This is a genomic window from Rhodococcus sp. MT28, from assembly GCF_058792695.1.
Genome location: NZ_JBXAFD010000006.1, coordinates 65,152 through 88,949, shown reverse-complemented (window position 1 = coordinate 88,949; position 23,798 = coordinate 65,152). Strand labels below are relative to the sequence as shown.

The following is a 23,798-nucleotide window of genomic DNA, read 5'->3' as shown; positions in this document are numbered from 1 at the left end:
GAAGCGCAACGATTCAAAGATGACGCTCGACGATGTGATGTCGAAGCTCAGGCCTGACCTGAGTCGGGAATCACTCGGCGTCGGACCCGACTTTCCGGGCGTCGCCCCGAACCCGCTCATGAGCAGTGATGCACGCAAGCGCAATGCGGAACTGCGGACGGGGGTGCTTGCGCTCGGCGTTCTCGTCGACTGGCGGGAGGTCAACAGCAATCCACGCGTGGTCCTGATGTTCGACGTGGAGACCTCCGACGGCATCTTGTTCCGCGGTATCGCAGACGAAGACCTCACGATCACCGAGCTGACACGACTCGCCCCAGGACAGACGTTGCCCGTGCGCTACCGGCCGGCCGTCATGGACCACTACGTCGCCCTTGCCCGGGACGCGGACGCCGCCCACGTTCAGCAGCTCTCCGACGAGATCGCGACCCGCAAGCGGACCTGACCCGAAGCCTTGGCCGGATCCTAGGTCGCCGGCACTCCGATGATGGCGTCGGCGGTCACACGCATGTCGATCACGACGAGACTGGTTGGTAGACGCATTCTCTCGGTTGAAAATAATATGTAGACCGGTCTATTGTTGGCTCATGGCATCCAAAGGAGACCTGACAAGGGCACGGCTCGCAGAATCCATGCTCGAGCTCATCCAGACCAGCGGCTACAGCGGCACGGGCCTGAACGCCGTGATCGAACACGCCGCAGCGCCGAAAGGGTCGATCTACTTCCACTTCCCCGACGGGAAGGAAGGCCTGGGCGTCGCAGCGATTGAGCTCGCCACGAAGGCATTCGGGACGCTGATTGCAGAGGCCGCGATTTCCCGGGTCGATGCGGCCGAGGCAGCACGCGCCGCGATCGAGGCCCTGACGACCATCGTCAGCGAGAGCAACTTCCGGCGGGGTTGCCCGGTCTCTGTCGTCACCCTGGAGATGGGCGCGGAGAACGAGCGTCTGCGGCAGGCGTGCGCCGCTGCCTTTGAGTCGTGGATCGCCCTGACAACCGCGTTTCTCGAGGCCAGCGGCGTTGTCCCCGACGAGGCCCGATCCCTGGCGACCGTTGTTGTGTCGACGATCGAGGGGGCGGTCATCGTCTCTCGCGCTACGCAAAACACGCAACCCCTGATTTCGGCCGCTGACATCGTTGCGGAGCTCATCAACCAGCGCTGCCAGACCGTTGGCGGAACGCGATGACTCCACGCGACGTCTCCCGTCACGCCCTGGTCTTCGGGGCCTCAGGTCTGGTCGGTCGGCACCTCGTCCTGACCCTCGCCGAGGCTGGTACGAACGTCACGGCGGCAGTTCGGACCGCCGAGTCCGGGGCCCGTGTCGAGCGATGGGTCAGAGAGCATGGCCTGACGCGGAGCATCAGCACGACCATCGTCGACTTCGACGCTCCTGAAATCGTCGCGGGTGGCCCATCGGCGTTCCCTTTCATCACAGAGATCCACAACTGCGCCGGGTCCTACCGATTCGGAATGACCGCCCAGGAGGCACGCAGCGCGAACGTCGGCATCGTCGAGAAGCTGATCGACTTCGCCAAGGACCTCCCCAACCTGCAGCGCGTGATCCACGTGTCGGGCTACCGCGTCGGCGGACAAGACCCCACAACGGTTCCATGGCCCGACGATCACCGCACCGCGGTTTACAAGGACCTTGGCGCCTACGAAGCGTCAAAAGTGGAATCCGACGCAATCTTCCAGGCCCGAGCCCTCAAGCACGGAGTTCCCTGGACCATTGTCAATCCGTCCAGCGTGATCGGCGACAGCGCCACCGGGGAATCCGACCAGCACATCGGGCTGGCCAGCACAGTCGAGCAGATTTGGAACGGCACCGCAGCAGCGTTGCCTGGAAACGAATCGACGTTTCTCCCGATCGTCACGGTCGACTATCTGGCGGCCTTCATGACGGCAGCTGCGGTCGATCCCGCTGCTGAGGGCATGGCCTACTGGGTTCTCCACGACGACACCCCACCGCTAGCGGACCTGCTCACACACGTCGGTCGGCATCTCGGTGCGAAGGTCCCGCGGGTCAGGATTCCGATCGGCGTCATCAAGCGGCTCCCGCAGCAGATCACCAAGGCCGATCCCGAGACCCTCACCTTCATGTCCGCCGACCGCTATCCGACAGAGTCCGCCGTCGAGTTCGCCGACAGACACGGGATCCTGATGCCCGACGTGCTGGTGTCCCTCGAACGGTGGGCCGACTACCTGGCAGCGCATCGGTTTGGTGCCGTCATGTCCGCCGACCGTCGATTCGTCGACGTCGGCGGCCTGAGGACATTTGAGCTCGGCGTACGAGGATCGAGTCGGGTGATTCTTCCCGGCATGCCCGTGAACGCGGACACGTGGGCAGAAGTAGCTGCCGGCATCGAGGGGCGGGTCGTCGACTTGCCCGGCCTCGGCCTCAGTAGCGGGGCCGGCGTTCAGGACTGGGATGAGTGGCTGCCGGCGGTAGTAGCTGGTGAACCTGCTGACCTCGTCGGCCACTCCATCGGTGCGGCTGCTGCAGTAGTTGCGGCTGACCGGTTCCCGGCGCAGGTGAAGTCCCTCACGTTGATCGCACCGTTCTTCCTCCAGGCCCCGATGGGTTCCTCGGCCAGACTGAAGCCGCTCGTACGCGCCTACTTGCGACACGCAGACCCGGCACGGCTCTCACGCAAACTGACCGGATCAGAAGCGAGCGCGGATTCTCTCGTTTCCAGTCTCAGTGACCTCGAGCGAAGCAGTTCCAAGAGCGTGGCCGAGCATCTCGCCCGTGCGGGATCGAAGCGGTGGCGTGCTGAACTCCAAGAAGCGCTTAGGCGATTCAGTGGCCCGGTCCGCATCATCACAGGAAGCAAAGACCCAATCGACCCGGCCGCGGTTGCGCAGCTCGAGTCACTTCCGAACATCAAGCTGATCTCGCTGCCGGGTGCCGGGCACCATCCGCAACTAACCCATACCGATGCTCTCGTCGATCTGCTCGAGGGATCGCTCGCGTGACATAGACGCCTGCGGTTTCAGCAGCTGACAGAGATACGGGCATCCAATCTGTAGCTGGCCAGTCTGTCGGTGACCATCACACTCAGCACAACTCCAGTCCTTTGAGCAGTCGACGTAAGAGCTTCATGGCTGCCGAAGTGTTCACCAGGGCGTCAGTAAAACTGCGTTCCGCTTGAGCTCGCATGGAGTCACCTAGGAGAGCGCTATCCGCCATTCCCACGGCAATGGAAGCCACCGAATCCCACCCCAGCAATCATCTGAAGCCTCCTCGAATGCGTTGTTGCTCCGGATCAGTGACAACCGGGGAGGTCGACGGGCCGTGCAGTATTCGAATCGCGCAGTGTTCCTTCACTTCAATTGCAACGGAGGGGAGCGTTGAGTGGCTCGAGGCCGCATCACCGGAACCCGATACGAGTAGCGAGGCAACATGATCGGCGGGGCCGGCGCTGCAGCTTCGAGGGTGCCCGCCGCGAGCCTGGTGAGCAACACCCCATCGCCGACGGCATCAACCTCGTCGGCATCAGGCGGGTCCTCGAACTCGAGGACAGCACCGCAGCACTACGCCGCGACAACGCGCAAACAACACTGAAATCCGCACAGCCAGAAGGACACACCGCACAGTAAGGACCACCGCCATGGAAAACGACCCCGTACCCGCAGCCGTCGACGCGACACCCGACGCCGACTACATCGAACAATCAATACCCTTCGTCCAGGACGAAAACCTCTGAGTGAGTCACGGCACCTCATGGAGAGTTCGCCGTTCACACACCAAACGGCGCAGATAAACCGTGGAAGATCGTGACGTCTACGAGCTACTTCCGAGGCAGCGAGCGCTTGCGTCGCCCCACAAAACGAATCGCCGAGCTACTTGCGTTCGAATGGCGTAGCCGCGAGGACGGTTACGTGAAATTCCGGTTTCCCTGCCACCGCCGCCGCCATACGGACTCACATGTTCAACGTCCCCACATCACTACGCCCCTTCCGTCGAGCCGGCCACGCCCGAACTGCCTTCCGCCCGGAGAAAACCGCCAACGCTCCCGTCGCCAATGACAGCGAACTACTCAAAGCCACGATCAGCGTCGGACTCGATCCGACCAAGTGACCACTCGAACCCCGCCACAACCTGACCGTCTGCCCCACAGCGTATTCGTGCGCGCTGGAGCACTCGACGAACGATTCGATGTGGTCCACCTCGTCCTGCGCCCATCCCACCGTATAGGTGCGCGGATGCACACAACGGCCCAGCGTGGCACCGTCCTCCACGTCCAGCACCCTCGCTTCGACAGCAGGACCCATACCACCGGAGATCGACTGCACAGCAATGCTGAACGTCACCACCGCGCAGATGAGTGCTGCCAGAGCAAGTATCGACAATGCGGCGACGATCCACATCCCCCTCCGCTCGCCCACCGTATCCACCCTCGACCTCATAGATTCTTGATATGACATCTACGGCCCGATACAAAATCGAGCCAACCGCGAACTCGCGCGGAGCCTCCACGACTGCCAGCGAACGAGACACACTCCCTGCCCATTGCAGGGGCCGACGCCGAGAGCCTCAAACGAGAGCCGACCCTGTCAAGCCGCTGGTCGCCTTTCGGAGACGGCGGGATCGCCAACCGATCTCCGTGAAGTTGCATCAGACGCAACGTTGATTGGCCTCTTTTCGGGACAGATTGCTCGCCATCTCCTGTGGTCATCGGCGCCCGGTTGAGTCGGCTTCGTCAGCGAACCTTGTCGGGTGGAGACCGTGTCGGTCAGCTCGTTACGCCGCGTTAAGAACCTGAAAACTCGGGGAGCAAACCTTCCTTTCCCAGGTGAAGCAGTGAATTATCGATATGGTCGCGCATCTGGTTACCGCGCGGCATGTCGAGCGCGCCTGAAAGCACAACGGGCCGGGAGGTCACATGCTGCTACATCAATCGATCGGGTTGGAGCGCTTCAACGAACTACCGCGGCAGAAGGCGGTTCACGCATTGTTCGAGTGCTGCTGCTCGCTGACGTGGGCCGGGTGGGTCAGCGACGGACGTCCGTTCGCCGATCACGCGGAGATCCTCTCGCGCGCCGAGGACGCGATTCTCAACCTCTCGGACGAGGACGTCGAACGCGCCCTGCAATGCCATCCACCCGTAGGCGTGCGCAAGAACAGCGTGCCGTCCCACCTCGAGCAATGCTCGATCTGGGTTCCGGACGACGCCGTCATGGCAACCATCTATCGCGCCGGCGAGGACTACGAGCGGAACTTCGGCTTCCGGTATCTGTGGTGTTCGCACGGCCACGACGCCGACGACCTGCTCGAGAACATCGGCCAGCGCATGTCCAACGAACGGTCCGTCGAGCGCAAGGTCTGCGTCGACGAGCTCGCCAAGATCACGCGGACGAGGATCGAGCGCATGCTCGGGCCCGAGGACGGTTATCCCGAGTACTGAAAAGAAAAGCGGGTGCAGCGCTTTCGCGCCGCACCCGCTTTCATGCTCTGAATCGATCAGAGATCGAACTCGGCCGGAGAGATTCCGACTGCAAAACACATGTCGCGTACGACGCCGCGCTCGTGCTCGTCGAAGTTGCCGTCCGCGCCGCCGATGATGATGCCGATCTGGATGACCGCGCGGGCCTGATCCTGCTTCGACTTGAGCTTGGCGATGGTCGCGGTTGCCTCGACCTTGCCGAACTCGTAGTCCGAGGACAGCTTGCTGCAGTACCAGTCGAACTGCTCACGAAGCTCGTCCGGCGGGAAGACCGCGAGCGACTCGTTGCTCATGATCAGCGCGGCGGTCTTCTGACGCTCCGACGGATCGATCGAACCGTCTGCGGCGGCGATCAACGCGCACATTGCCATGCTCGCGTTCTTGAATTCCTTGTTCTGGAACTGGCTGGTCTTTGTCTTGAGCTGGCCGTTCATCTCCTGAGCCTTAGCCTTCAACTGATCCCAGAATGCCATGAGTCTCCTCGAGTATTGCCGCCACACACCGCGCGTGGTCGTACCACCACTCTGCCTGTGTGCTCGGCAATCCGCCATCGGCCGCTAGGTGCGGTCGAACACTGCCAGAATTCGCGACTCGGAGATCGGGTCGAGCACGTCCGGGGTGAAGTGCCATTGCGTGCGGGTCCACGGATCGTGAACCTCCGTCTGCCCTGCCGCCGAAAGATGTTGGCACCCCTCGGACAGTGCGGCGACGGATTCTTCCGCGAAGTTCGACTCGTCCTCTCCGACAATCAGTATGGACAAACCGATTGCCGGCCCGCGTTCGGCGAGGAACATGATGGTCTGTGCGTCTTCGGCGGAGTATCCGTGCGGGAAATCGCTGAGGATCAACAGGCGCAGGGAACTCGGCCCGTCGGCGACGCCACTCATTCGCGCGAGTTCGCCCATGTCGACGGCCTCGGCCAGTGCCCGCAAGCGCGCCGAGATCTCGGTGTGAGCGGTGATGACCGGCCCCGCGAGCATCGGTGCCAGTCGGTCGGTCAGTGGCGTGAGCGAGCCGGTCAGGTCGACGACGTCGAGTAGCGGCATCGGGCCGGCGGCCATGACACGCACGGTGACGGCACTGATCAGACCGAGCGCTGCTTTGCTCGACGTGCTGTCCACCCAGATCGGCCGGCGCAATGGCAACGGGACGCAGTACGGAACGGTGAGTGTGCCGCGGTCCGGAGCCGACAGCTCGCCGAGACGCATTCCGTCGCTGACGGCTGTGATCTGGGCCGGATCGGTTGTACCCGCCCACGACACCGACTTCCACGACGCCATCGACCGTGGGAGCACGCCGTCGATCACACCGAGTTCGTGCGCAAGCTGAGCGCTGTCGCGGGCGTGATTGTCCCGCGCGAGTGACACGAGGTCGTCGTGACGCTTCTGTGCGGCATCGCGCGCCGCCACTCCCGCCGCCGAGTTCCGCAACGACGGATCTGCGACGGCTGCGGTCAGATCCTCGTCCAAACGGGCAAGCGCGTACTCGCTGCTGGAGACGAAGGAAGCGGCAGAACGCGAGGCGTCCTCGAAGATCATCCACGCACGCTCGAGGCCGCGGCCCACCTCCAACGGCTCCACGGCGGAGTCCCACTCCGGCGCAGCTGTCGGAGCGGGTTGTGCCGGCTCGTCGTCCACCTCGACGCCGTGCACCGAGATCAGTTCCGCCAGACCACCCGCATAGCCCTGCCCTACGGCCCGAATCTTCCAGGCACTGGACTTTCGGTACAGCTCCCAGCAGATGACCGCTGTCTCGGTACCTGCGGTGGGGATCGCGAATTCGGCCAGGACCGAACCGGATTGATCGCTCAGGGTGGCGGAGAGCCCGGCCGTGCGAAAGGCGCCCGCGGCCGTCGCTGCCGGATCCACGCTGACGATGCACAACACGGCCGCGGCATCGGGGTGAAGTCGATCGAGTTCCACCCGGATGCCACTCTCGTCGAGTTGCACTCCAGCGGTGGATGGTTGGTTGTAGAACACGAAGTCCGCGGACGTCAATGCCCGCAGGTTCGCGTCCGCTACCAGCGCCGACACGTCGAACGGCGTCTGGCTCTCGGCTCGAAACGTCACCACGGGCGCCTGCAGCGGCGCGTTCTGTCCGGGAACAAAAGTCATACCCACAGCAGCGAACTATGCCATGACCGGGCTCTCTCGGTCAGCCTTGCAGGTCCGCCACCACTAGATCGGCGACCGCGGTCATCCCGGCGTCCGTGAAGTGCAAGCGCTGCGCCGTCGACTCCGAGAACAGGCCTTCGAACCAACGCTGATCTGCACTCGCACATGCGTCGTGTCCGCCGGCGATGCTCGCCGCCGCAATGTCGACAGTGCGCACACCGTGGGCGTGGGCGACCTCGTCGAACTTCGTGTTGTAGCGAGCGAAGTAGTCCATGAACCAGGATGCGTCGGCGTCTGAAAACGGAATGTTCGGCCAGCATCCGCGAGAGGAGATCATGCCGCCCTCTCCGATCAGGTAGATGCGAGCGTTAGGCGCGCGCTGCGTGACCGCAGTCAGGATGCGATCCAATTCTCCGGCAGCCCGGTCGATTCCGGATTGGGCGACGGAATTCGCGAGCGGGTCGTACCGGCATCCACGATCGGTTCCTGGCCCCGGAGCGACGCACAGGGGGCCGAGGAAGATGCTGTTGGAGTCGTTGCCGCCGATCGAGATGGTGATCAGGTCGGTGTCCGGGTGAACGGCATCGAGTTGGACAGGCCAGTAGTTCGGAATCAGCTGTGGAGTGTCGATGATGTTCTCGGCGCGTGCCGCGCTGCAAGAGACGTCGGTGAACTCCGCGACCTCGAGTGCCCGAGAGATCTTGCCCGCGAAGTTCTCGTACGAACGCGAACAGGCGTCGGGGTACATCGGTTCCAGCCTTGGGCCGGAGGCGCGGGAGTCACCGAGGGCGACGTACTTGATCCCGGTGCCGGATACACCTGACAGCGTTTCCGACTGCGGCACCGAAGCCTGCGCGATTCCGGTGCTCACGAGCGCCAGCACAACGCCTGCGACAGCCGCCGCCCGACCGAGAAGTTTCCCTCGAATGATCATCTACTGTGCCAAGTCCTCTCGCGCACGGCCGCTCGACTGACGGCTCGACATGCCGCATGAGGTTAACGCACAGAGGGGGAAACGATGTCCGGTTCGACGGACGGCGATCGAAATCACCTACCGCCGAACCGGATTCATCTCGACTATGCAGTCTCGACTCAAGCAGTGAGGAAACGGCCCAGCTGCGGCGCAGCTTCTCCTGCGTGCTTGGCCTGGATACCTTCACCGATGGCCTGCAGCTTCCATTCACCGTTCACGCGGTACACCTTTGCCATCACCATTCCGGTGAAAGCCATGCCGCCCTGGAGCGTGTATCGAGCGAGCTCGGAGTTGGTGGTGCTGTCCACGAGACGGCAGAACGCGTTGGAGACCTGCTCGAACGTGTGTCCGCGGTACGAGGTCACGGTGAAGATCACGGTGGTCACGTGAGCCGGGACCCGCTGCAGATCGACGAGCATGACCTCGTCGTCGCCGTCTCCGTCGCCGGTGAGGTTGTCACCCATGTGACGGACCGAGCCGTCCTTGGACGTCAGCTGACCGTAGTAGCAGACGTCGACGAGGTTGCCGTCGGCGTACAGGAGTGCCGAAGCGTCGAGGTCGACGTCGGCGGTACGGCTTCCGAACAGGCCGCTCTTCTTGATCGGATCCCAACCCAGACCCATCTGGATCATGGTGAGCGCGACGCCGCCCTCCTTGCGGAGTGTGACCTTCTGTCCCTTGGTCAGGCTGACGGGGCGTCCCTTGACCAGGCTCACCTCGGGCTGCTGCGCCGGCGGCTGGTTCTGCACGGGAGGCGCCGGGGGTGCCTGGTTGTACGTCGGCTGCTGGTTGTACGCAGGCTGCTGCGCCGGCGGGTAGGCCGGCGGCGTCGGTCCCTGGTTGTAGGCAGGCGGCTGGTTGTACGCGGGCGGGGCCGGCGGAACCGGCGGCGCGTTGTACGAAGGCTGCTGCTGCGGCGGCTGGTTGTACGCCGGCGGTGTAGGAGCGACGGACGAGGGCGGGGTGATCGGCGCCGGAGCCGCGACCGGAGTGGGCGGCGGCGGCGCGGGCGCATCGTCGACGGACACACCGTGATCGGTGACCAGCGCGGCAAATCCACCCGCGTACCCCTGGCCGACGGCGCGCACCTTCCATGCACCCTGGCGTCGGTACACCTCGAGCGCGATGACGATGGACTCGGTGGTGAGGCCGTCGATCACGTACTCGTACAACACGTTCCCGGCCGCATCGGAGACCCGAGCGGTCGGTGCAGCAGTGCGCCCGAAGTTCGACGAAGCGTCGTCGAGCGTGATGACGGCGCGAACCTGCTCGATATCGGCGGGTACGCCGGCGAGTGAGACTCGGAGTGAGGCAATGCCACCCGGGTTGGGTACCAATTGCACGCCGGGTCCGGTCGGCTGGTTGAAGAAGACGAAGTCGGCGTCGGAACGAACTTTTCCGTTGCTCGTCACGAGGAGTGCAGACAGGTCAGCGGCCGCAGCCAGCTGAACCGAGACAACTACATCCGAGACGTCCAGCGGGCCGTTCTGCCCTTTGGCAAGCGATACAGACAACTAAATCCCCTTCATAGAGAGCGTGTATTACCCGAGCGCGGAAGAGAACCACCGCAAGATCTCCGCGCTCGCTGCGATACCGGACCTTTCTGTCACAGTAACGGTCGGCCGTTGCCAATTCAGTTCTTCCAGCTCACCGTGCCTGGGCCTGATCGCGAAATCGGAGTATTCGAGCATGTCCGCATCCAATGCGCCGTCACCAGCCGAGATCACGACGGCGGACTGATCCAGATCACCCGACTCGACCAGTCTGCGGCGCACCTCTGCCAGCGCGCGTGACTTCGAGACAGCGTCGGGCATCGTGTAGATCTTCCGGCCTTGACGAGAGACGTTCCAGCCCCGCGCCACACACCAGTGATTCCATTCGGTCTCGAATTCACTCGGCATCACGGCCAGATCGACGACCAGGTACGGAAACAGATCGTCGGCAACACGAATGGAGCTGACCCAACTCGAGTCGATGCGCGATTCCAGTTCCGCCTGAACCTGCGGCAACTCGGCGCCGGCCTTGCGGGTCGAACGGTCGATCTCGTTTCGCCACTCGCGATCGGCTTCGCCGTCCACCAGGATGTTTCCGCCGTTGCTCGTGATCGCGTACTTCCACGGTCCGCCGGGGAGATCGATCCGCTGAAACTGTGCGATGGTCCGGGTCGTTGTCGGAATCACCGGAACCCGCGAGCTGAGCGCAGTCAGCAGTTCGATCGATTCGACGCTCATGTGCGAGAGCGGACCGCCGTTGTAGTACTCGACGCACAGCGGGCTCGGTGCCGAATCCAGGTCGGAGCCACTGGGATCGCCGCCGATCGCGGCCTGCGAATAGATCATCGTGCGGTCCAGATCCGTGGCGATCAGGACCTGGGACGCAGCGGTGTCCACACGGCTCACGTGATGTCCTTGATCAGGCCGACACACGAGTAGGCGAGATCCGGGACGACCTCGACCGGGACCCCACGGGCCTGTGCCAACAACCGGATGTGTGCGTGCTCCGGGGCTTCGAGTTCGCGCACCAGAACCTTCCAGGGAAGCCGGCGCAGCAGCACCCTGGTTGTTTCTCCGACACCGGGTTTGACGAAGTTGACCGTCGAGATCCCGTACTCGGCCTGCACCTTCTCCACCGACTCCCAACCGGCCCAGGTCGGCGTCCGATCGGAATCGAGCACTGCAGCAAGAGAATCCGCTGCGTCGCCGCGAACCGAATCGAACTCGGCCGAGACCACGTCGAGCAACCTGTTGGAAACGTCGACGTCGGCGAGGTCGGCGTAGAACTTGGCGCCGTGGAAATCGCCGGGCCCGATGAGGGTGTCGTTGAGGACAGTTCGTGAGACCAAGCCGGACACCGTCGAATTGAGGCACGCCGACGCGATCAGGAAGTCGTCACGGGTCCCGTACGTTCGCACGCAGTGTCCGGGGTCGGCGAGAACAGCCAGATCGGAGTCGAACTTCGCTCCGCCTGCCTCGTGGTACTCCGTCAACGCTGCGTCGAGTTCGCGGGCGATGGCGCCCTTGCCCGTCCAGCCGTCGACGAAGACGACGTTCTCCGAGTCGTGATGGTGCGCAAGATAATCGAGTGCGACGGAATCGATTCCTTTGCCACGGACGATGGACACCGCATAGTGCGGCAACGTCAACCCGCGGGTCTGCTGGGCCCAGCGCCGCATCAGAATCCCGATCGGTGTTCCGGCCCGGGCGAGTGAGACCAGCGTGATGTCACTCCCCCGCTCGGCCAAGACCAGGTCCATCACGGTCCCGACAGCGCGCGCCAACCGTGGAGCGCTCTCGGCGAGCACCGTCTCGAAAAGATCCCGGTATGCCTGATCGGGTTGGTACTCGATGGGGAGAGACTCGGCATAGTGCGCCTCACCCGACTGAATACGCTTCTCGCGCACGGATACATCCGCTTCGAGATCCACGTGCGAGAGATCCTTGAGCAGCCACTTCACTTCGCCCGGCGCGTACGAACCGAATTCGGGCCCGACCAATGGTTCGTTCATGACGAGCTCCCTGCTCTGGAATCTCGCAGCGCCGACGGATCGGCCCCGCGAACGGTGGCGACCAGGACGTCGGTGCCGGAGTTCCGCAACACCTCGACCACTCCGTCCATCGCCGTCAACCGATCGGTGTCGGCGGGCTCGTCGATGACCAGCAACGCAAGGGCGTCGACCGCCGCATCAGGCCACTGCGCGTTGTAGACGTATCGAGGGTCGTTCTCACCCAGTTCGGGCGCCGGAAAGGTGAACCCGCGACGCAGCGGGTATCCCGGCACGTCGACGACGTACGCGGGTGAGCGAGTTGTGGTCTGGTAACGAACTGCTCGCCCAGAGCTTTCCAAGCCCGCAGCGATGCGCAGTGGCAGGTACATCAACTCCTCGTGACCGATCACGATCACAGCACGCGACGCGTCGATCGACGATTTGAGAATGGACACCGCTGCCTCGACGGCTGACTCGAATGCCGCGGTGTCGCCATCGAGAAAGCCGTGCCTGCCACCGTCGGGGACATGTGCCGGCCACGGCAGATCGATCCGTGCCAGCGTGCCACGGCGGTCACCGATCGGATTGAGATCCGGAGCATCCAGCGCCGTGACGCGCTCGGTCAGGCCGTCGGGCAGGACCGTCGAACCCGAAGCGAGAGAGACGTAGTCGATTCGTACATTCAACTCTGCCGCCGCGGCTTCGCCGGCGACTCGGTGTTCCTCGGTTCTCATGTCCACCAGCGAGGCCACGACGTAGCGGCTTCGCGGGCATTGCCCGTGCAGCGCCCGGATGGCATCGATCGCGGTGGCGCCGGTGGAGATCTCGTCGTCGACGAGGACCAGAGGCAGGTCGTTCTCGAACAGTTCGGCGGACGTCGGCTGCATCAGATGGCTCGTGGCGTGCGAGTGCCCCTCCTCGAACCCGGCGAGCGTCGTAGCACCTGGTACGTCGCGACGAGTCGAGTGCAGGTAGCAGTGAGCGCGCAGACGGGCCGCAACGCAATGACCCAAACCTGTTGCGGTTTCGGCAAACCCGAGCACGACGACGTCGACACCCTCACCGAGGGTTGTCCGCACCAGATCGCCGAGGTCGTCGGCAGCACCGATGACCACGGACGGCTCGGTGGGCACGTGCTTTCCCAGCACAGTGGACACCAGCAGGTGAGCGCGACGCGGATTCCGCCGAAGACCCGGGATCACCAGATCGGGCACCGAATGCCCGAGCGACGAATCACCGTGAACGAGGTCCAAGCCGAATTCTGCTGTAGCCCAGGGAACGTCCCGGGACTGGACAACCTCTGTCATCGATCGACCAACGCCGTCAGCAACTCGACGAACGTGATTCCCTTGTTGGTCACACCGAACACGTGAGCTCGGAGCGCAGTCTGATGGGCCCAATTGCGGTGCGGCTTCATCTCGTTCATCTTGTTCCGGTAGCCGGACGCCTGAACTCCCCCGGCGTCGGCACCGAGAATGTCGAGGGCATCGTGATATTCCTCGTGCGTGACGGCGGACAATGCATTGACCGCTGCGACGTGCGACGGGTGGATGACCGTCTTGCCCTGGATTCCGTTGGCTCGGTCCAGCGCGATCTCACGGAGCAGACCGTCGAGGTCGCGGCTGACGAGATGCTGACGGAACCGGACGGCGTCGTGTTCCTCGAACGGGGTGGCGCGCAGCATCGGCCGGAACATGCGTTCGTGATCGGCGAAGTACTCCCACACGGGCCCGGTGATGACAAAACCCGAACCGTCCGCGCGCCCGAGATAGTTGACGATGTCGGCGATGACGTCGACCACCACGCGCACGTCGTAGATGGTCAGATCGCGGTCACGACGGATGCCGAAGGTGCTGCACATGTCGGTGGCGCCGATGCGGACGGCAAGGATTCGATCGCGGTGTTGCGCGAGAATCCCACTGATGGTGCGCAACTCGAGATCGCGAGTATCGCGGTGCACAAGCGCGGGTGATTCGAGTACCGGCATCGCGTAGAGATGCTTGCCCAGCAACTCGGATGCGTCCGCGACGGCGTCGAGGAACACGGGGCCGGACTCGCTGCCGAACTTGGGGATTACGAACCCGGTGAGCGCGGCGCGCCCCTCGGTCAACGACGCGGCGACCTTGTGGATGTCCGCGACTTCACGAACCCGCACGAACAGCAGCATGCCGACGGCGTCGGTGGACGCGATCTTGTCGAGAGCTTCGACCGCGTTCGCTCGCGCCGATTCGACCTCGTGATCGGCGACGGCATCCTCGAGATCGAGCACCATCGAGCTGACGCCCTCGGACGCACGCTTGGACACGATGCCGGCCAACCCGGCCCGGGTGGCAGGAACGTAGAGAGTTGCACCCAGAGCAATCGCGAGCAGATCCCTCTCGTCGGAATCCGCGAACGATCGAGGCGCATGCAGGAACAGTTGCTCCCGCACGTCATCCTCGAGATGTTGAAAGTGCTGCATTTCTCTTCTCTCTGTAACCGCAATCAAGTCCATGAAACGACCCCCTGTGACAACGCGTCGAGCAACTCCGATCCCCCGATCGGCCCGACCATTCAGTTTTTGCCGGCTCGCGCCCGCATCTTCTCGACAACTTCGGTGATGAACGTCGATACCGAGTCCAGCTGTAATACATACGACCAGTAGTCCGGATGAGTTCCCGACAGTGACGCACTCGCTCGCTCGATCCTTGCTAGTTGAGCATCGAGTACGGAGCCCCACTCCGCCACCAACCCTTGGTTAACAGCGAACATCTGGGCGTCTTTCAGCCGGAAACGAACCTCACGTTCCTTTTGGCTCGGATCTGCCCGGACTGCACGCAGAGTAGCGAGACGGTCCGTCACGGCGTCGGCACACGCTTCGGCGTCGGCGAGGTGCACGCGGGCTTCGGCCATCAAAGCCAGTGCATGTTCGGGGTTTCCCGCAGCCAGCGACTGCTTCGCTTCCTTGAGATCGATGTCGGCCTGATCGATATGCGCTCGGCTGCGACTGCTGTTGTCGACGAGGTCAGCGGAACTCGCGGCGTTGAACTCGCGCAGCAATGCGGAGTACGCCGGATCCAGGCGGTCCACTCGAGTGCGCACTGCCGACAACCTGGTCGAGACCGAGGAAATCGTCATCTCGGCACGGTGCTGGGTCGACGGGGCTTCTGCCAATGCTTCCTCGAGCGCCGATACCGCTTCGCGGACACTCTCGGCCCGCGTGCGGACTGCGTCGGCGCGACCGGATGAGCGCGCATTGTCGAGCGCTGCAACCGCGTCGTCGAGGTGTTCGGAGGCCGTCACCACCGACGGGTACTCGCGATAGCGCTGATCGGTGGCAGCCAGTTTTTCCCGGACGGCGTTCGCCAGGGTTCGGGCCTGCTGGCCGAGGACGGGAATGGCGGACATCGTGACCGTCGCCTGCTCGAGGTGCGCACGATGCCCGTTGTAGAAGGCGTCGACGCCCTTCGCCGCCTCGACGAGTTCGGCTACCGACTTTTCGAACGCCGCCCGAGCACCGTTCGGGTTCTGGTGAAGTACCTGATCGTTGCCATAGCGCTCGGATGTGTCGAGGTAGTCCGACGCAGCCTGGAAGCACCGATCCCGAACGGGTTCCCACGCAGCGCGCAGCCCTCGCTCGGGGTACAGCTCGGCGGAAGCGTCGACTGCTGCCGACGCGATGGTCTGCCGCTTGTCCATGTCGAGGAACGCCGAAACCATGGCCGTCTGCGCCTCCCGCGCACGACTGACCGACTCCCCCACTCTTGCCCCCCGATTGAAGCGCTCCGACCATCTTCCCACCACGATTGAATCCTACGGGTCCAGCACTTCGCTTCTCGGTTCGTAATTCTGCTGTTACGGCGAACACACCGGAACTGCGGTTAGGGTGGTGGAGGTAAACACACTCCCAAGACGACTTCGCGTCGTAGTGGGCCTTGTCTCTCCTCTTGAAAGGACCCCTGAATGGGCGTCAGCTTGACCAAAGGCGGCAATGTCTCTCTCACGAAGGAGGCCCCGAACCTGACTGCAGTGGTCGTCGGCCTGGGCTGGGACGCACGTTCCACCACCGGAGCTGCTTTCGACCTCGACGCCAGCGCAATCGGCGCAGGCTCGAACAAGAAGGTCCTCTCCGACCAGCACTTCATCTTCTTCAACAACCTCCGTTCGCCCGACGGCTCGATCGAGCACAAGGGTGACAACACGGACGGCGAAGGCGAAGGCGACGACGAGCAGATCGACGTGAACCTCGCAGCGGTTCCCGCCGAGGTCGAGAGCGTTGTCTTCCCCGTCTCGATCTACGACGCAGAAGCTCGCTCGCAGTCCTTCGGCCAGGTCCGCAACGCGTACATCCGCGTCGTCGACAAGTCGAACGGCAACGAGCTCGCTCGTTACGACCTCTCCGAGGACGCTTCCACCGAGACCGCCATGGTCTTCGGTGAGCTGTACCGCAACGGTGCAGAGTGGAAGTTCCGCGCAATCGGCCAGGGCTACGCGTCCGGCCTCGCGGGCATCGCGCGCGATTACGGCGTCAACGTCTGATCTTCGCTCTCGACGAGCTGACTCGGGGAAGGTTCCGCAGTAGTCTGTGGAACCCTCCCCGTTTTCACGTTCGGATGCGGTGAGAGACCGCTTGCAGTAACCACTCTGCATTGACCAACTAGAAAGGGCCACGCTCCGTGGTACTGCGAATATTCGGTTTATCCATCGCAATTTCGATCCTCGCGATGATCGTTGCGTTCATCTACGGCGGACCCGAGGCACTGTTCCTCGTCATCATCCTGTCGATTCTGGAAATCTCGCTTTCCTTCGACAACGCCGTCATCAACGCCACTGTTCTGCAAAGAATGAGTGAATTCTGGCAGAAGATCTTCCTCACCATCGGCGTCATCATCGCCGTCTTCGGTATGCGTCTGGTGTTCCCGCTCGTGATCGTCTGGGCTGCATCCGGTCTCGGACCCGTAGCTGCACTCGACCTCGCACTGAACCCGCCTGCGGACGACGCCGCGTACTTCGCCAACGGCGAGCCGAGCTACGAAACCATCCTCACCGACGCTCACCCGCAGATCGCTGCCTTCGGTGGCATGTTCCTGCTGATGCTCTTCCTCGGATTCATCTTCGAAGAGCGTGAGATCACCTGGCTGTCCTGGCTGGAGAAGCCGCTCGCTCGCATCGGCAAGCTCGATCAGCTCTCCGTCGTCGTGGCCGGCATCGTCCTGGTTCTCAGTGGTTCTTTCCTCGCTGCTGACGACAAGGTCTCCACCGTCATGATCTCGGGCGTTCTGGGCATGATCACCTACATCGCGGTCAACGGATTGGGTGAACTGTTCAATCTGCCGGAAGAAGGCGAAGAGGAAGAAACCACCAAGTCCGGCGGCCCCACGCAGCTCGCGAAAGCGACCGGTAAGGCCGGCTTCTTCCTGTTCCTCTACCTCGAGGTCCTCGACGCGTCCTTCTCCTTCGACGGCGTCATCGGCGCATTCGCCATCACAGCAGACCCGATCATCATCGCCCTCGGCCTCGGCTTCGTCGGCGCGATGTTCGTCCGTTCCATCACGGTCTTCCTGGTCCGCAAGGGCACGCTCTCCGATTACGTCTACCTCGAGCACGGTGCGCACTGGGCCATCGGCGCTCTGGCCGTCATCTTGATGGTGTCCATCGGCGTTCACATCAACGAGATCATCACCGGCCTGGTCGGTGTCTTCTTGATCGGCGCTGCTTTCATCAGCAGCCTCATTCGCAACAAGCGAATCGCGAACGAAGATCCGAAGTTGGACGAGAACACTCCGGCAACTGTCTGACGTTCTTTTCACGAAACGCCCGCGACCAATTGGTTGCGGGCGTTTTGTTTGTTATGCCTGAATTGAAACTCTCTGCATTCACAGCCGCGCGCCAATTGCTCAGCCGCGCGCCAAATTCAGCCTGCGGGTGAACAATTGCCCTGCGGGTGCGAAGAACCTATTCGTAAGGGAAACCATGAACGAGATAGTCATAGAGCGCGCAACGGACGAGGACGCCGCGGAAATCCTTGTTCTACAACGCTGTTGCTGGGTCTCGGAAGCAATCTCCAACAACAGCATGGACATACCCCCGCTCCACGAGGACCTACCCACGGTCCGAGCCTGGGTTCAGGAGTCGACTGTCTGGACCGCACGACGCGGCGGCCGGCTCGTCGGGGCCGTGCGAGGAACCGCGGACGGAACCGCATGGCAGATCGGTCGCCTCATGGTGGCACCGGACTTGGCGGGCAACGGCCTCGGCCGACGCCTCTTGCAGCACGTGGAACAGAACGCTCCGGAGCACATCACACGTTTCGAGCTGTTCACCGGAAGCAGGAGCCTGCGGAACATTCGCCTGTACACCCGAGCGGGCTACTCCCAATTGCCGCCGGACCCCAGCCACATCCCCGGAGTCGTCTACCTGTCCAAGCCGAACGCCATCAACTCCGACTGAACGGCGATACTGACTTCTGTGGTGAACATTCGCGTCGCAGCGCAGACAGACTTGCCGTTCTTACGTGAGCACGACTCGCACGTCGCTGCCGAGGAACTCGCGTCAGTGGTCCAACGCGGCCGGATACTCATCGCCGAGGACAACGGTAATCCAATCGGATGGCTGCGCTGGGGCTTGTTCTGGGACGAGATTCCGTTCATGAACATGCTGACCGTCCTGTCTTCGAACCGCGGCCAAGGCATCGGGCGCGCTTTGGTCACAGATTGGGAAAAACGCATGAGCCGCGCGGGACACTCGCAGGTCCTCACCTCCACACTCGCCGACGAATCAGCCCAGAACTTCTATCGCGCAATGGGATATACCGACGCGGGAGTTCTGTTACTCCCAGGCGAGTCCTCCGAGATCTTCCTACGCCGAGACCTCGAGCCTGCGCCCGATCTGACCGATCCCCACATTACCCGCGAGTAATATATGGTGGTCGTCACACCGCGATCTCAGGGTGGGGCGTGGCACACCAATGTGGAGGACGAGTATGTCGTCAAGGGTCTTATCTCGCACAGTTGTCGGAGTACTCGCGGTTGCACTGACGGGCGTCGGTGCACCGGCAGCACTCGCGCAGCCGGCTCTTGCCCAGTCCCCTGATGACAGTTTCTACAGCTACGAGGGCGCGGCGCCTCTCTCGTCGTACGCTCCAGGCGCGGTCCTCGAGACTCGCACCGTGCCGTACACCGTGCTCAACATCCCGACCCCGATACAGGCAGTCCAGGTTCTCTACCGATCAACCGACGCCCTGGGACAGCCGTCCGCCAACGTCACCTCGATCCTGCGCCCGGCCAACGCCCAACCGAACAAAGTTGTTTCGTACCAGTCCTTTTACGATTCGCTGAACCCCGACGACAGCCCGTCGCGAGCCATCGCGGGTAACACCCCGATCGGCGACTGGACTCCCAGCGGACGCAACTTCAACATCGGCGGTACCTTCACGAGCATCGAAGCCGCGCTGTTCGGGCCGCTCTTCGCATTGGGCTACACGATCGTCGTCCCGGACACCGAGGGCCCGGCCGCCAACTTCGCTGCCGGACCCGAATACGGGATGATGACGCTCGACGCTCTGCGTGCCGCCCGCGATGTCCCGGAAACCGGAATCACCGACGACGCAGAGATCGCGCTGATGGGTTACTCCGGCGGAGCGATCGCCACCAACTGGGCTTCGATCCTCGCTCCCGCATATGCACCGGAGATCAACGACAACTTGATCGGTGCCGCGCAGGGAGGCGTGCTGGTCAATCCGGCCAACAACCTTCGCTACGCGAGCGGAAGCATCGGGTGGGGCGGCGTAGTCGGCATGGCAGTCGTCGGCGTTGCGCGTTCGTACGACATCGATTTCGGGAAGTATCTCAGCGACCGTGGACGCGACGTCATGGCTCGACTCGAAGACGCGTCCATCGGCAATGTGCTGGCACAGTATCCCGGACTGACCTGGCAGGATCTGGTCAAACCCGAGTACGCCGATCCCAATACGGTTCCCGAGTACGTCGATGTCGTGAACAAGATCAACATGGGCACCGCGGCGACACCGACCATTCCGATGTTCATCGCGCAGGCGGCCAACGGCACCATCGAGGGCACCCAACCCGGAGGCCCCGGTGTCGGAGCGGGAGACGGCGTGATGATCACGGGCGACGTCCGCACCCTCGCACGCAAGTACTGCGACGCCGGCCTGGCGATTCAGTACGACCAGTACGACACCATCAGCCACTTCCTCGGCGCCATGCTCTGGCTCCCCGGTGCGCTCGCCTGGGTCGACGACCGCTTGAACGGCAAGCCTGCACCGTCCAACTGCGCGAACATTGCACCGGGGAACTCACTTGCGCCGCAAGAACATGAGCGCTGACTGACAGCGAGCCTGGATCTACTTCGACGGTTCCACCTCCCACCGAACGTGAGTCACCAACGGTTCAAGGCTAAGTCGGCTGACGGCAGATTCCAGGAGTCCGTCGTCACGCTCCGCGGCAGCCAGTTCGGCCACCACCCGCACGCGGTCGCTGTCCGGGATGTCGAAGGACTGCACTGACCGGAGCTGAAACTCGGGCCTCGAAATGGACTGCACGGTAAGACCTCTGATGTGAGCTTCGGCGTCGCCGTGACAGGTCACCTCGAAGGTGTAGTCCGCGGGTGGTTCTTCGCGTCCGGTTCGGGCAGGCTGGTGATCCATCATCCGGCCCAACGGCCTCAACAGCGTGTTCGCCAACATGATTGCGCCGGCACCGAACACCGCGACCCAGTACATTCCGCCACCTGCCAGTGCGCCGACGGCGGCAGTGGCCCACAGAGTGGCGGCAGTGTTCAGGCCGGTGACCGACGCACCCTGCTTCATGATCACTCCAGCACCGAGGAAACCGATCCCCGAGACGATCTGCGCTGCGACGCGCGTCGGATCAGCGTCCGGGCCCTGAAACCCGTACGCGCCCATGATGACGAAGAGCGTCGCACCCAAGCTCACCAACGCGTTGGTTCGCAGACCCGCCATCCTTGCGCGCCATTGCCTTTCGATCCCGACGGCAGCGCCGAGGACGAGCCCGAGCGCTATCCGCACAAGGATGACGTGGATTTCCACGGTGAACTCCTAGAGCCAGGTCGCGAATCGACGGATGAACATTCCCTTGGCCACCTGCGTGACGACGCAGTATGCCGCGAGAGTGAGGACCAGCCACGGGAAGTAGTTCCACGGCAGTGAAACCAACCCGAGGGAATGACCCCAGGACGTGAACGGGAACACCAGCGCGAAGACGCAGGCGGCGCCTGTGCTGAGCAGTACCGGCAGCGATGCACGCGACTGGATGAACGGGATCTTGCGGGTGCGGATCATGTGAACGATCAGCGTCTGCGAGATCAATGACTCGATGAACCAACCCGATTGGAACAGCGCTGCATGCTCGGGAGAGTTGGCGGCGAACACGAACCACATCAGCGCGAACGTCGAGATGTCGAAGATCGAACTGATCGGGCCGATGAACACCATGAACCGGCGAAGGCTCTTGGTCTCCCACTTGCGGGGCTTCGCGAGGAAGTCGTCGTCGACACGATCCCACGGGATCGTGAGCATCGAGAGATCGTAGATCAGGTTCTGCAACAACAGAACTACGGGAATCATGGGGATGAACGGCAGCAAGGCACTGGCGACGAGCACCGAGAAGACGTTCCCGAAGTTCGACGACGCAGTCATCTTGATGTACTTCTGGATGTTTCCGAAGGTACGACGCCCTTCGATGACTCCTTGTTCGAGTACGCCGAGGTCCTTCTCCAGCAAGATGATGTCCGCGGATTCGCGGGCGATGTCCGCCGCTGTGTCGACGGAGATGCCGACGTCCGCCGCCCGAAGTGCGGGTGCGTCGTTGACACCGTCACCGAGGAAACCAACCGTGTGGCCGACCCGGCGCAGCGATTCGACAATGCGTGCCTTCTGCATCGGATCCGTCTTCGCGAAGACGGTTGTCCGCTGCACCAACTCGTCGAGGGCGTCGTCGCTCAACGCTTCGATCTCTGCGCCGGAGACCACGGTCCCCACGTCGATACCGACTTTGCCGCAGACGGTTTCGGCGACCAGTTCGTTGTCACCCGTCACTACCTTGACCGCGACTCCGTGGCTCGCGAGGGCTTCGATCGCCCCGGCCGCAGATTCCTTCGGCGGGTCGAGGAAGGCCAGCAGACCGACCAGGGTCATGCCCTCTTCGTCGGCCGTCGAGTACTCGCGGCGCTGCTCTTCGACGACTGTCTTGGTTGCCACCGCAAGCACTCGCTTGCCTTGACCGTTCAGCTCCGCGACCAGACGGTCGACTCGGGCCAGCCATCCCGGTGTCAATTGGTGGGTCACCCCGTCCAGTTCCACCGATTCACAGACCGAAAGGAGCTCTTCCACTGCACCTTTGGTTACGATCAGATCGGCGTCTCCGTGGTCGACCACCACGGAGAGTCGACGGCGCTTGAAGTCGAAGGGAATCTCGTCCACCAACCCGTGCCGACACGAGATCTCCTCGACCACTTCGGGACCGGCGGCCTCGATCACCGCGTCGTCGAGAAGACTGCGCAATCCGGTCTGATTCACGGAATTGACCGCCGCTAGCCGCAATACGTCCTCGGACTTACGTCCGGCAGTATCGAGATGCTCACCGAGAACGATGCGGTCCTCGGTGAGAGTTCCGGTCTTGTCCGTGCACAGAACGTCCATGGCACCGAAGTTCTGAATCGCGTTGATCTGCTTGACGATCACCTTCTTGCGCGACATGTGGAGCGCACCCTTGGCCAGGTTCGCCGTCACGATGAGCGGCAACATTTCCGGAGTCAACCCCACCGCGGTGGCGACGCCGAAGAGTAGTGCTTGGCTCCAGTCCTTGGTCAGTCCGTTGATGATGAACACCGCGGGAACCATGATCAGCATGAACTTGATCAGCAGATAGCTGACACTGCGCACCCCGACATCGAAGCTGGTTTCGGGTCGCTTGGACGCCAATTGTGCTGTCATGGCACCGAAGTAGGTCCGCTTGCCGGTGTGTACCGCAACGGCGGTGCCACTGCCCGACACGACGGAAGTACCCATGAACCCGATGTTCTCGGCTTCGAGCAGGCGATCGACGTCGATCCCCGACGACGGGTCCGCCGACTTCTCGGCCGGCATCGATTCACCGCTGAGCATGGACTGATTGACCTGTAGATCCTTGGCCCGGATGATGCGGACATCGGCCGGGATCATGTCGCCGGCGGCAAGCTGGACTACATCCCCCGGCAGTAACTGCTCGATCGGAATCTCAGCCGTGACCACGGTGTTGTTGATCTTGCGGGTGGCCGCGACGGTCGTCGTAACCATCGCCTTGAGCGCCTCGGCGGCGCGACTCGAACGGTATTCCTGCCAGAACCTCAGTGAGACACTGACAAAGATCATCAACCCGAGAGTGATGATGCCCTCGTAGGAAGGACCGTCCTCGGGGTCCGCCCAGACCACGTCGGTCCCGACCATGATCAGGGCGAGGAATACCAGGATCAGGATGAACGGGTTCTTGAAGGCTCCCGCGAACTGCACGATTGCCGGCGCCGGGCGGTCGTGGCGGACATCGTTGCGCCCGTATTGCCGACGAAGATCGTCGATCTGATCGTCACGAAGGCCGTTGGCCGTCGTGGTCAGATCCGCGAGAACGGTGCGCGTGTCCGAGGCCGAGAAGTCGACCAATTCCTGTGCGCTTTCCTTTGCCAGGACTGTTGAATGTGTTTGTTGTGCAATGTTTCTCGTGGGCCGTGGCCGCAATGCGAGAACGGAAAATGACATGACGAATCTCCTCGGCTGCCCGAACACGCCGGA

21 protein-coding genes are annotated in these 23,798 nt (G+C 62.9%); 9 read left to right on the top strand and 12 right to left on the bottom strand.

The features are described 5' to 3' along the window. Positions 1 to 19 precede the first annotated feature (19 nt). The 3 genes from AC1Q6C_RS22900 to AC1Q6C_RS22890 all read left to right on the top strand — a co-directional run bounded on the left by AC1Q6C_RS22900 (position 20) and on the right by AC1Q6C_RS22890 (position 2,974). Positions 20 to 442, top strand: coding sequence for a hypothetical protein (locus tag AC1Q6C_RS22900; protein ID WP_228232423.1), 423 nt, complete (start codon positions 20 to 22; stop codon positions 440 to 442). A 142-nt stretch (positions 443 to 584) separates the two neighbouring features. Next, complete coding sequence (locus tag AC1Q6C_RS22895) at positions 585 to 1,184, top strand: TetR/AcrR family transcriptional regulator (RefSeq protein ID WP_039972767.1); 600 nt, start codon at positions 585 to 587, stop codon at positions 1,182 to 1,184. Beyond that, complete coding sequence (locus tag AC1Q6C_RS22890; RefSeq protein ID WP_007727030.1) at positions 1,181 to 2,974, top strand: alpha/beta fold hydrolase; 1,794 nt, start codon at positions 1,181 to 1,183, stop codon at positions 2,972 to 2,974. The genes AC1Q6C_RS22895 and AC1Q6C_RS22890 overlap by 4 nt, the downstream gene beginning before the upstream one ends. Positions 2,975 to 3,922: 948 nt before the next feature. On the opposite strand, the gene AC1Q6C_RS22885 is transcribed toward AC1Q6C_RS22890, so the two are convergent. After that, the gene (locus AC1Q6C_RS22885) at positions 3,923 to 4,387 is read right to left on the bottom strand and encodes a hypothetical protein (protein WP_136472130.1); all 465 of its coding nucleotides are present in this window, start codon (positions 4,385 to 4,387) and stop codon (positions 3,923 to 3,925) included. 497 nt (positions 4,388 to 4,884) lie between these two features. Between AC1Q6C_RS22885 and AC1Q6C_RS22880 the strand changes: the two genes are divergently transcribed. Continuing rightward, a complete protein-coding gene (locus tag AC1Q6C_RS22880) occupies positions 4,885 to 5,406 on the top strand; it encodes a 2-oxo-4-hydroxy-4-carboxy-5-ureidoimidazoline decarboxylase (protein WP_054781899.1) in 522 nt (173 codons plus the stop codon). A gap of 56 nt (positions 5,407 to 5,462) precedes the next feature. Here the strand turns inward: AC1Q6C_RS22880 and AC1Q6C_RS22875 are convergent, their stop codons facing one another. The 9 genes from AC1Q6C_RS22875 to AC1Q6C_RS22835 all read right to left on the bottom strand — a co-directional run bounded on the left by AC1Q6C_RS22875 (position 5,463) and on the right by AC1Q6C_RS22835 (position 15,715). Continuing rightward, positions 5,463 to 5,918, bottom strand: a complete 456-nt coding sequence (locus AC1Q6C_RS22875) for a tellurite resistance TerB family protein (RefSeq protein WP_003941110.1) — start codon at positions 5,916 to 5,918, stop codon at positions 5,463 to 5,465. An 84-nt stretch (positions 5,919 to 6,002) separates the two neighbouring features. Then, on the bottom strand, positions 6,003 to 7,559 hold the full coding sequence (locus tag AC1Q6C_RS22870; protein ID WP_230359470.1) for a TerD family protein: 1,557 nt from the start codon (positions 7,557 to 7,559) through the stop codon (positions 6,003 to 6,005). 40 nt (positions 7,560 to 7,599) lie between these two features. After that, positions 7,600 to 8,493, bottom strand: a complete 894-nt coding sequence (locus tag AC1Q6C_RS22865; protein ID WP_230359469.1) for an SGNH/GDSL hydrolase family protein — start codon at positions 8,491 to 8,493, stop codon at positions 7,600 to 7,602. Positions 8,494 to 8,651: 158 nt separating this feature from the next. Next, positions 8,652 to 10,046: a TerD family protein gene (locus tag AC1Q6C_RS22860; RefSeq protein WP_039972770.1), complete on the bottom strand. Its 1,395-nt coding sequence runs from the start codon at positions 10,044 to 10,046 to the stop codon at positions 8,652 to 8,654. Between the two features lie 27 nt (positions 10,047 to 10,073). Beyond that, positions 10,074 to 10,931: an HAD family hydrolase gene (locus AC1Q6C_RS22855; RefSeq protein ID WP_082661496.1), complete on the bottom strand. Its 858-nt coding sequence runs from the start codon at positions 10,929 to 10,931 to the stop codon at positions 10,074 to 10,076. Then, positions 10,928 to 12,037: a cysteine protease StiP family protein gene (locus tag AC1Q6C_RS22850; RefSeq protein WP_003941082.1), complete on the bottom strand. Its 1,110-nt coding sequence runs from the start codon at positions 12,035 to 12,037 to the stop codon at positions 10,928 to 10,930. Before AC1Q6C_RS22850 ends, AC1Q6C_RS22855 begins: the two co-directional genes overlap by 4 nt. After that, positions 12,034 to 13,323, bottom strand: coding sequence for a phosphoribosyltransferase family protein (locus tag AC1Q6C_RS22845; RefSeq protein ID WP_054827720.1), 1,290 nt, complete (start codon positions 13,321 to 13,323; stop codon positions 12,034 to 12,036). Before AC1Q6C_RS22845 ends, AC1Q6C_RS22850 begins: the two co-directional genes overlap by 4 nt. Next, positions 13,320 to 14,477 (bottom strand): HpcH/HpaI aldolase/citrate lyase family protein, encoded by a 1,158-nt coding sequence (locus AC1Q6C_RS22840; RefSeq protein WP_164490546.1) that lies wholly within the window; start codon positions 14,475 to 14,477, stop codon positions 13,320 to 13,322. The genes AC1Q6C_RS22845 and AC1Q6C_RS22840 overlap by 4 nt, the downstream gene beginning before the upstream one ends. A 92-nt stretch (positions 14,478 to 14,569) precedes the next feature. Further along, on the bottom strand, positions 14,570 to 15,715 hold the full coding sequence (locus AC1Q6C_RS22835; protein ID WP_007727045.1) for a hypothetical protein: 1,146 nt from the start codon (positions 15,713 to 15,715) through the stop codon (positions 14,570 to 14,572). A gap of 243 nt (positions 15,716 to 15,958) precedes the next feature. Here AC1Q6C_RS22835 and AC1Q6C_RS22830 point away from each other — a divergent pair, with 243 nt between their 5' ends. The 5 genes from AC1Q6C_RS22830 (at position 15,959) to AC1Q6C_RS22810 (ending at position 20,339) form a co-directional block, all read left to right on the top strand. Continuing rightward, positions 15,959 to 16,534: a TerD family protein gene (locus AC1Q6C_RS22830; protein WP_003941199.1), complete on the top strand. Its 576-nt coding sequence runs from the start codon at positions 15,959 to 15,961 to the stop codon at positions 16,532 to 16,534. 137 nt (positions 16,535 to 16,671) lie between these two features. Beyond that, positions 16,672 to 17,793: a DUF475 domain-containing protein gene (locus tag AC1Q6C_RS22825; protein WP_125050268.1), complete on the top strand. Its 1,122-nt coding sequence runs from the start codon at positions 16,672 to 16,674 to the stop codon at positions 17,791 to 17,793. Positions 17,794 to 17,968: 175 nt separating this feature from the next. Beyond that, complete coding sequence (locus AC1Q6C_RS22820; protein WP_042922718.1) at positions 17,969 to 18,445, top strand: GNAT family N-acetyltransferase; 477 nt, start codon at positions 17,969 to 17,971, stop codon at positions 18,443 to 18,445. An 18-nt stretch (positions 18,446 to 18,463) separates the two neighbouring features. Beyond that, the gene (locus AC1Q6C_RS22815) at positions 18,464 to 18,913 is read left to right on the top strand and encodes a GNAT family N-acetyltransferase (protein WP_230359468.1); all 450 of its coding nucleotides are present in this window, start codon (positions 18,464 to 18,466) and stop codon (positions 18,911 to 18,913) included. Between the two features lie 64 nt (positions 18,914 to 18,977). Then, the gene (locus tag AC1Q6C_RS22810) at positions 18,978 to 20,339 is read left to right on the top strand and encodes a lipase family protein (protein WP_230359467.1); all 1,362 of its coding nucleotides are present in this window, start codon (positions 18,978 to 18,980) and stop codon (positions 20,337 to 20,339) included. An 18-nt stretch (positions 20,340 to 20,357) separates the two neighbouring features. On the opposite strand, the gene AC1Q6C_RS22805 is transcribed toward AC1Q6C_RS22810, so the two are convergent. Continuing rightward, positions 20,358 to 21,062, bottom strand: a complete 705-nt coding sequence (locus tag AC1Q6C_RS22805; RefSeq protein WP_003941187.1) for an MgtC/SapB family protein — start codon at positions 21,060 to 21,062, stop codon at positions 20,358 to 20,360. A gap of 9 nt (positions 21,063 to 21,071) precedes the next feature. After that, entirely contained in the window at positions 21,072 to 23,765 is a 2,694-nt protein-coding gene (mgtA, locus tag AC1Q6C_RS22800; protein ID WP_492666824.1) for a magnesium-translocating P-type ATPase, read from the bottom strand. Between the last annotated feature and the right edge of the window lie 33 nt (positions 23,766 to 23,798).

What these genes read in the sequence shown, in the direction of transcription:
- AC1Q6C_RS22900 (WP_228232423.1), top strand. Translation starts at nt 20, where the DNA reads ATGACGCTCGACGATGTGATGTCGAAGCTCAGGCCTGACCTGAGTCGG.
- AC1Q6C_RS22895 (WP_039972767.1), top strand. Translation starts at nt 585, where the DNA reads ATGGCATCCAAAGGAGACCTGACAAGGGCACGGCTCGCAGAATCCATG.
- AC1Q6C_RS22890 (WP_007727030.1), top strand. Translation starts at nt 1,181, where the DNA reads ATGACTCCACGCGACGTCTCCCGTCACGCCCTGGTCTTCGGGGCCTCA.
- AC1Q6C_RS22880 (WP_054781899.1), top strand. Translation starts at nt 4,885, where the DNA reads ATGCTGCTACATCAATCGATCGGGTTGGAGCGCTTCAACGAACTACCG.
- AC1Q6C_RS22875 (WP_003941110.1), bottom strand. Translation starts at nt 5,918, where the DNA reads ATGGCATTCTGGGATCAGTTGAAGGCTAAGGCTCAGGAGATGAACGGC.
- AC1Q6C_RS22870 (WP_230359470.1), bottom strand. Translation starts at nt 7,559, where the DNA reads ATGACTTTTGTTCCCGGACAGAACGCGCCGCTGCAGGCGCCCGTGGTG.
- AC1Q6C_RS22865 (WP_230359469.1), bottom strand. Translation starts at nt 8,493, where the DNA reads ATGATCATTCGAGGGAAACTTCTCGGTCGGGCGGCGGCTGTCGCAGGC.
- AC1Q6C_RS22850 (WP_003941082.1), bottom strand. Translation starts at nt 12,037, where the DNA reads ATGAACGAACCATTGGTCGGGCCCGAATTCGGTTCGTACGCGCCGGGC.
- AC1Q6C_RS22845 (WP_054827720.1), bottom strand. Translation starts at nt 13,323, where the DNA reads ATGACAGAGGTTGTCCAGTCCCGGGACGTTCCCTGGGCTACAGCAGAA.
- AC1Q6C_RS22840 (WP_164490546.1), bottom strand. Translation starts at nt 14,477, where the DNA reads ATGCAGCACTTTCAACATCTCGAGGATGACGTGCGGGAGCAACTGTTC.
- AC1Q6C_RS22835 (WP_007727045.1), bottom strand. Translation starts at nt 15,715, where the DNA reads ATGGTTTCGGCGTTCCTCGACATGGACAAGCGGCAGACCATCGCGTCG.
- AC1Q6C_RS22830 (WP_003941199.1), top strand. Translation starts at nt 15,959, where the DNA reads ATGGGCGTCAGCTTGACCAAAGGCGGCAATGTCTCTCTCACGAAGGAG.
- AC1Q6C_RS22820 (WP_042922718.1), top strand. Translation starts at nt 17,969, where the DNA reads ATGAACGAGATAGTCATAGAGCGCGCAACGGACGAGGACGCCGCGGAA.
- AC1Q6C_RS22810 (WP_230359467.1), top strand. Translation starts at nt 18,978, where the DNA reads ATGTCGTCAAGGGTCTTATCTCGCACAGTTGTCGGAGTACTCGCGGTT.
- mgtA (WP_492666824.1), bottom strand. Translation starts at nt 23,765, where the DNA reads ATGTCATTTTCCGTTCTCGCATTGCGGCCACGGCCCACGAGAAACATT.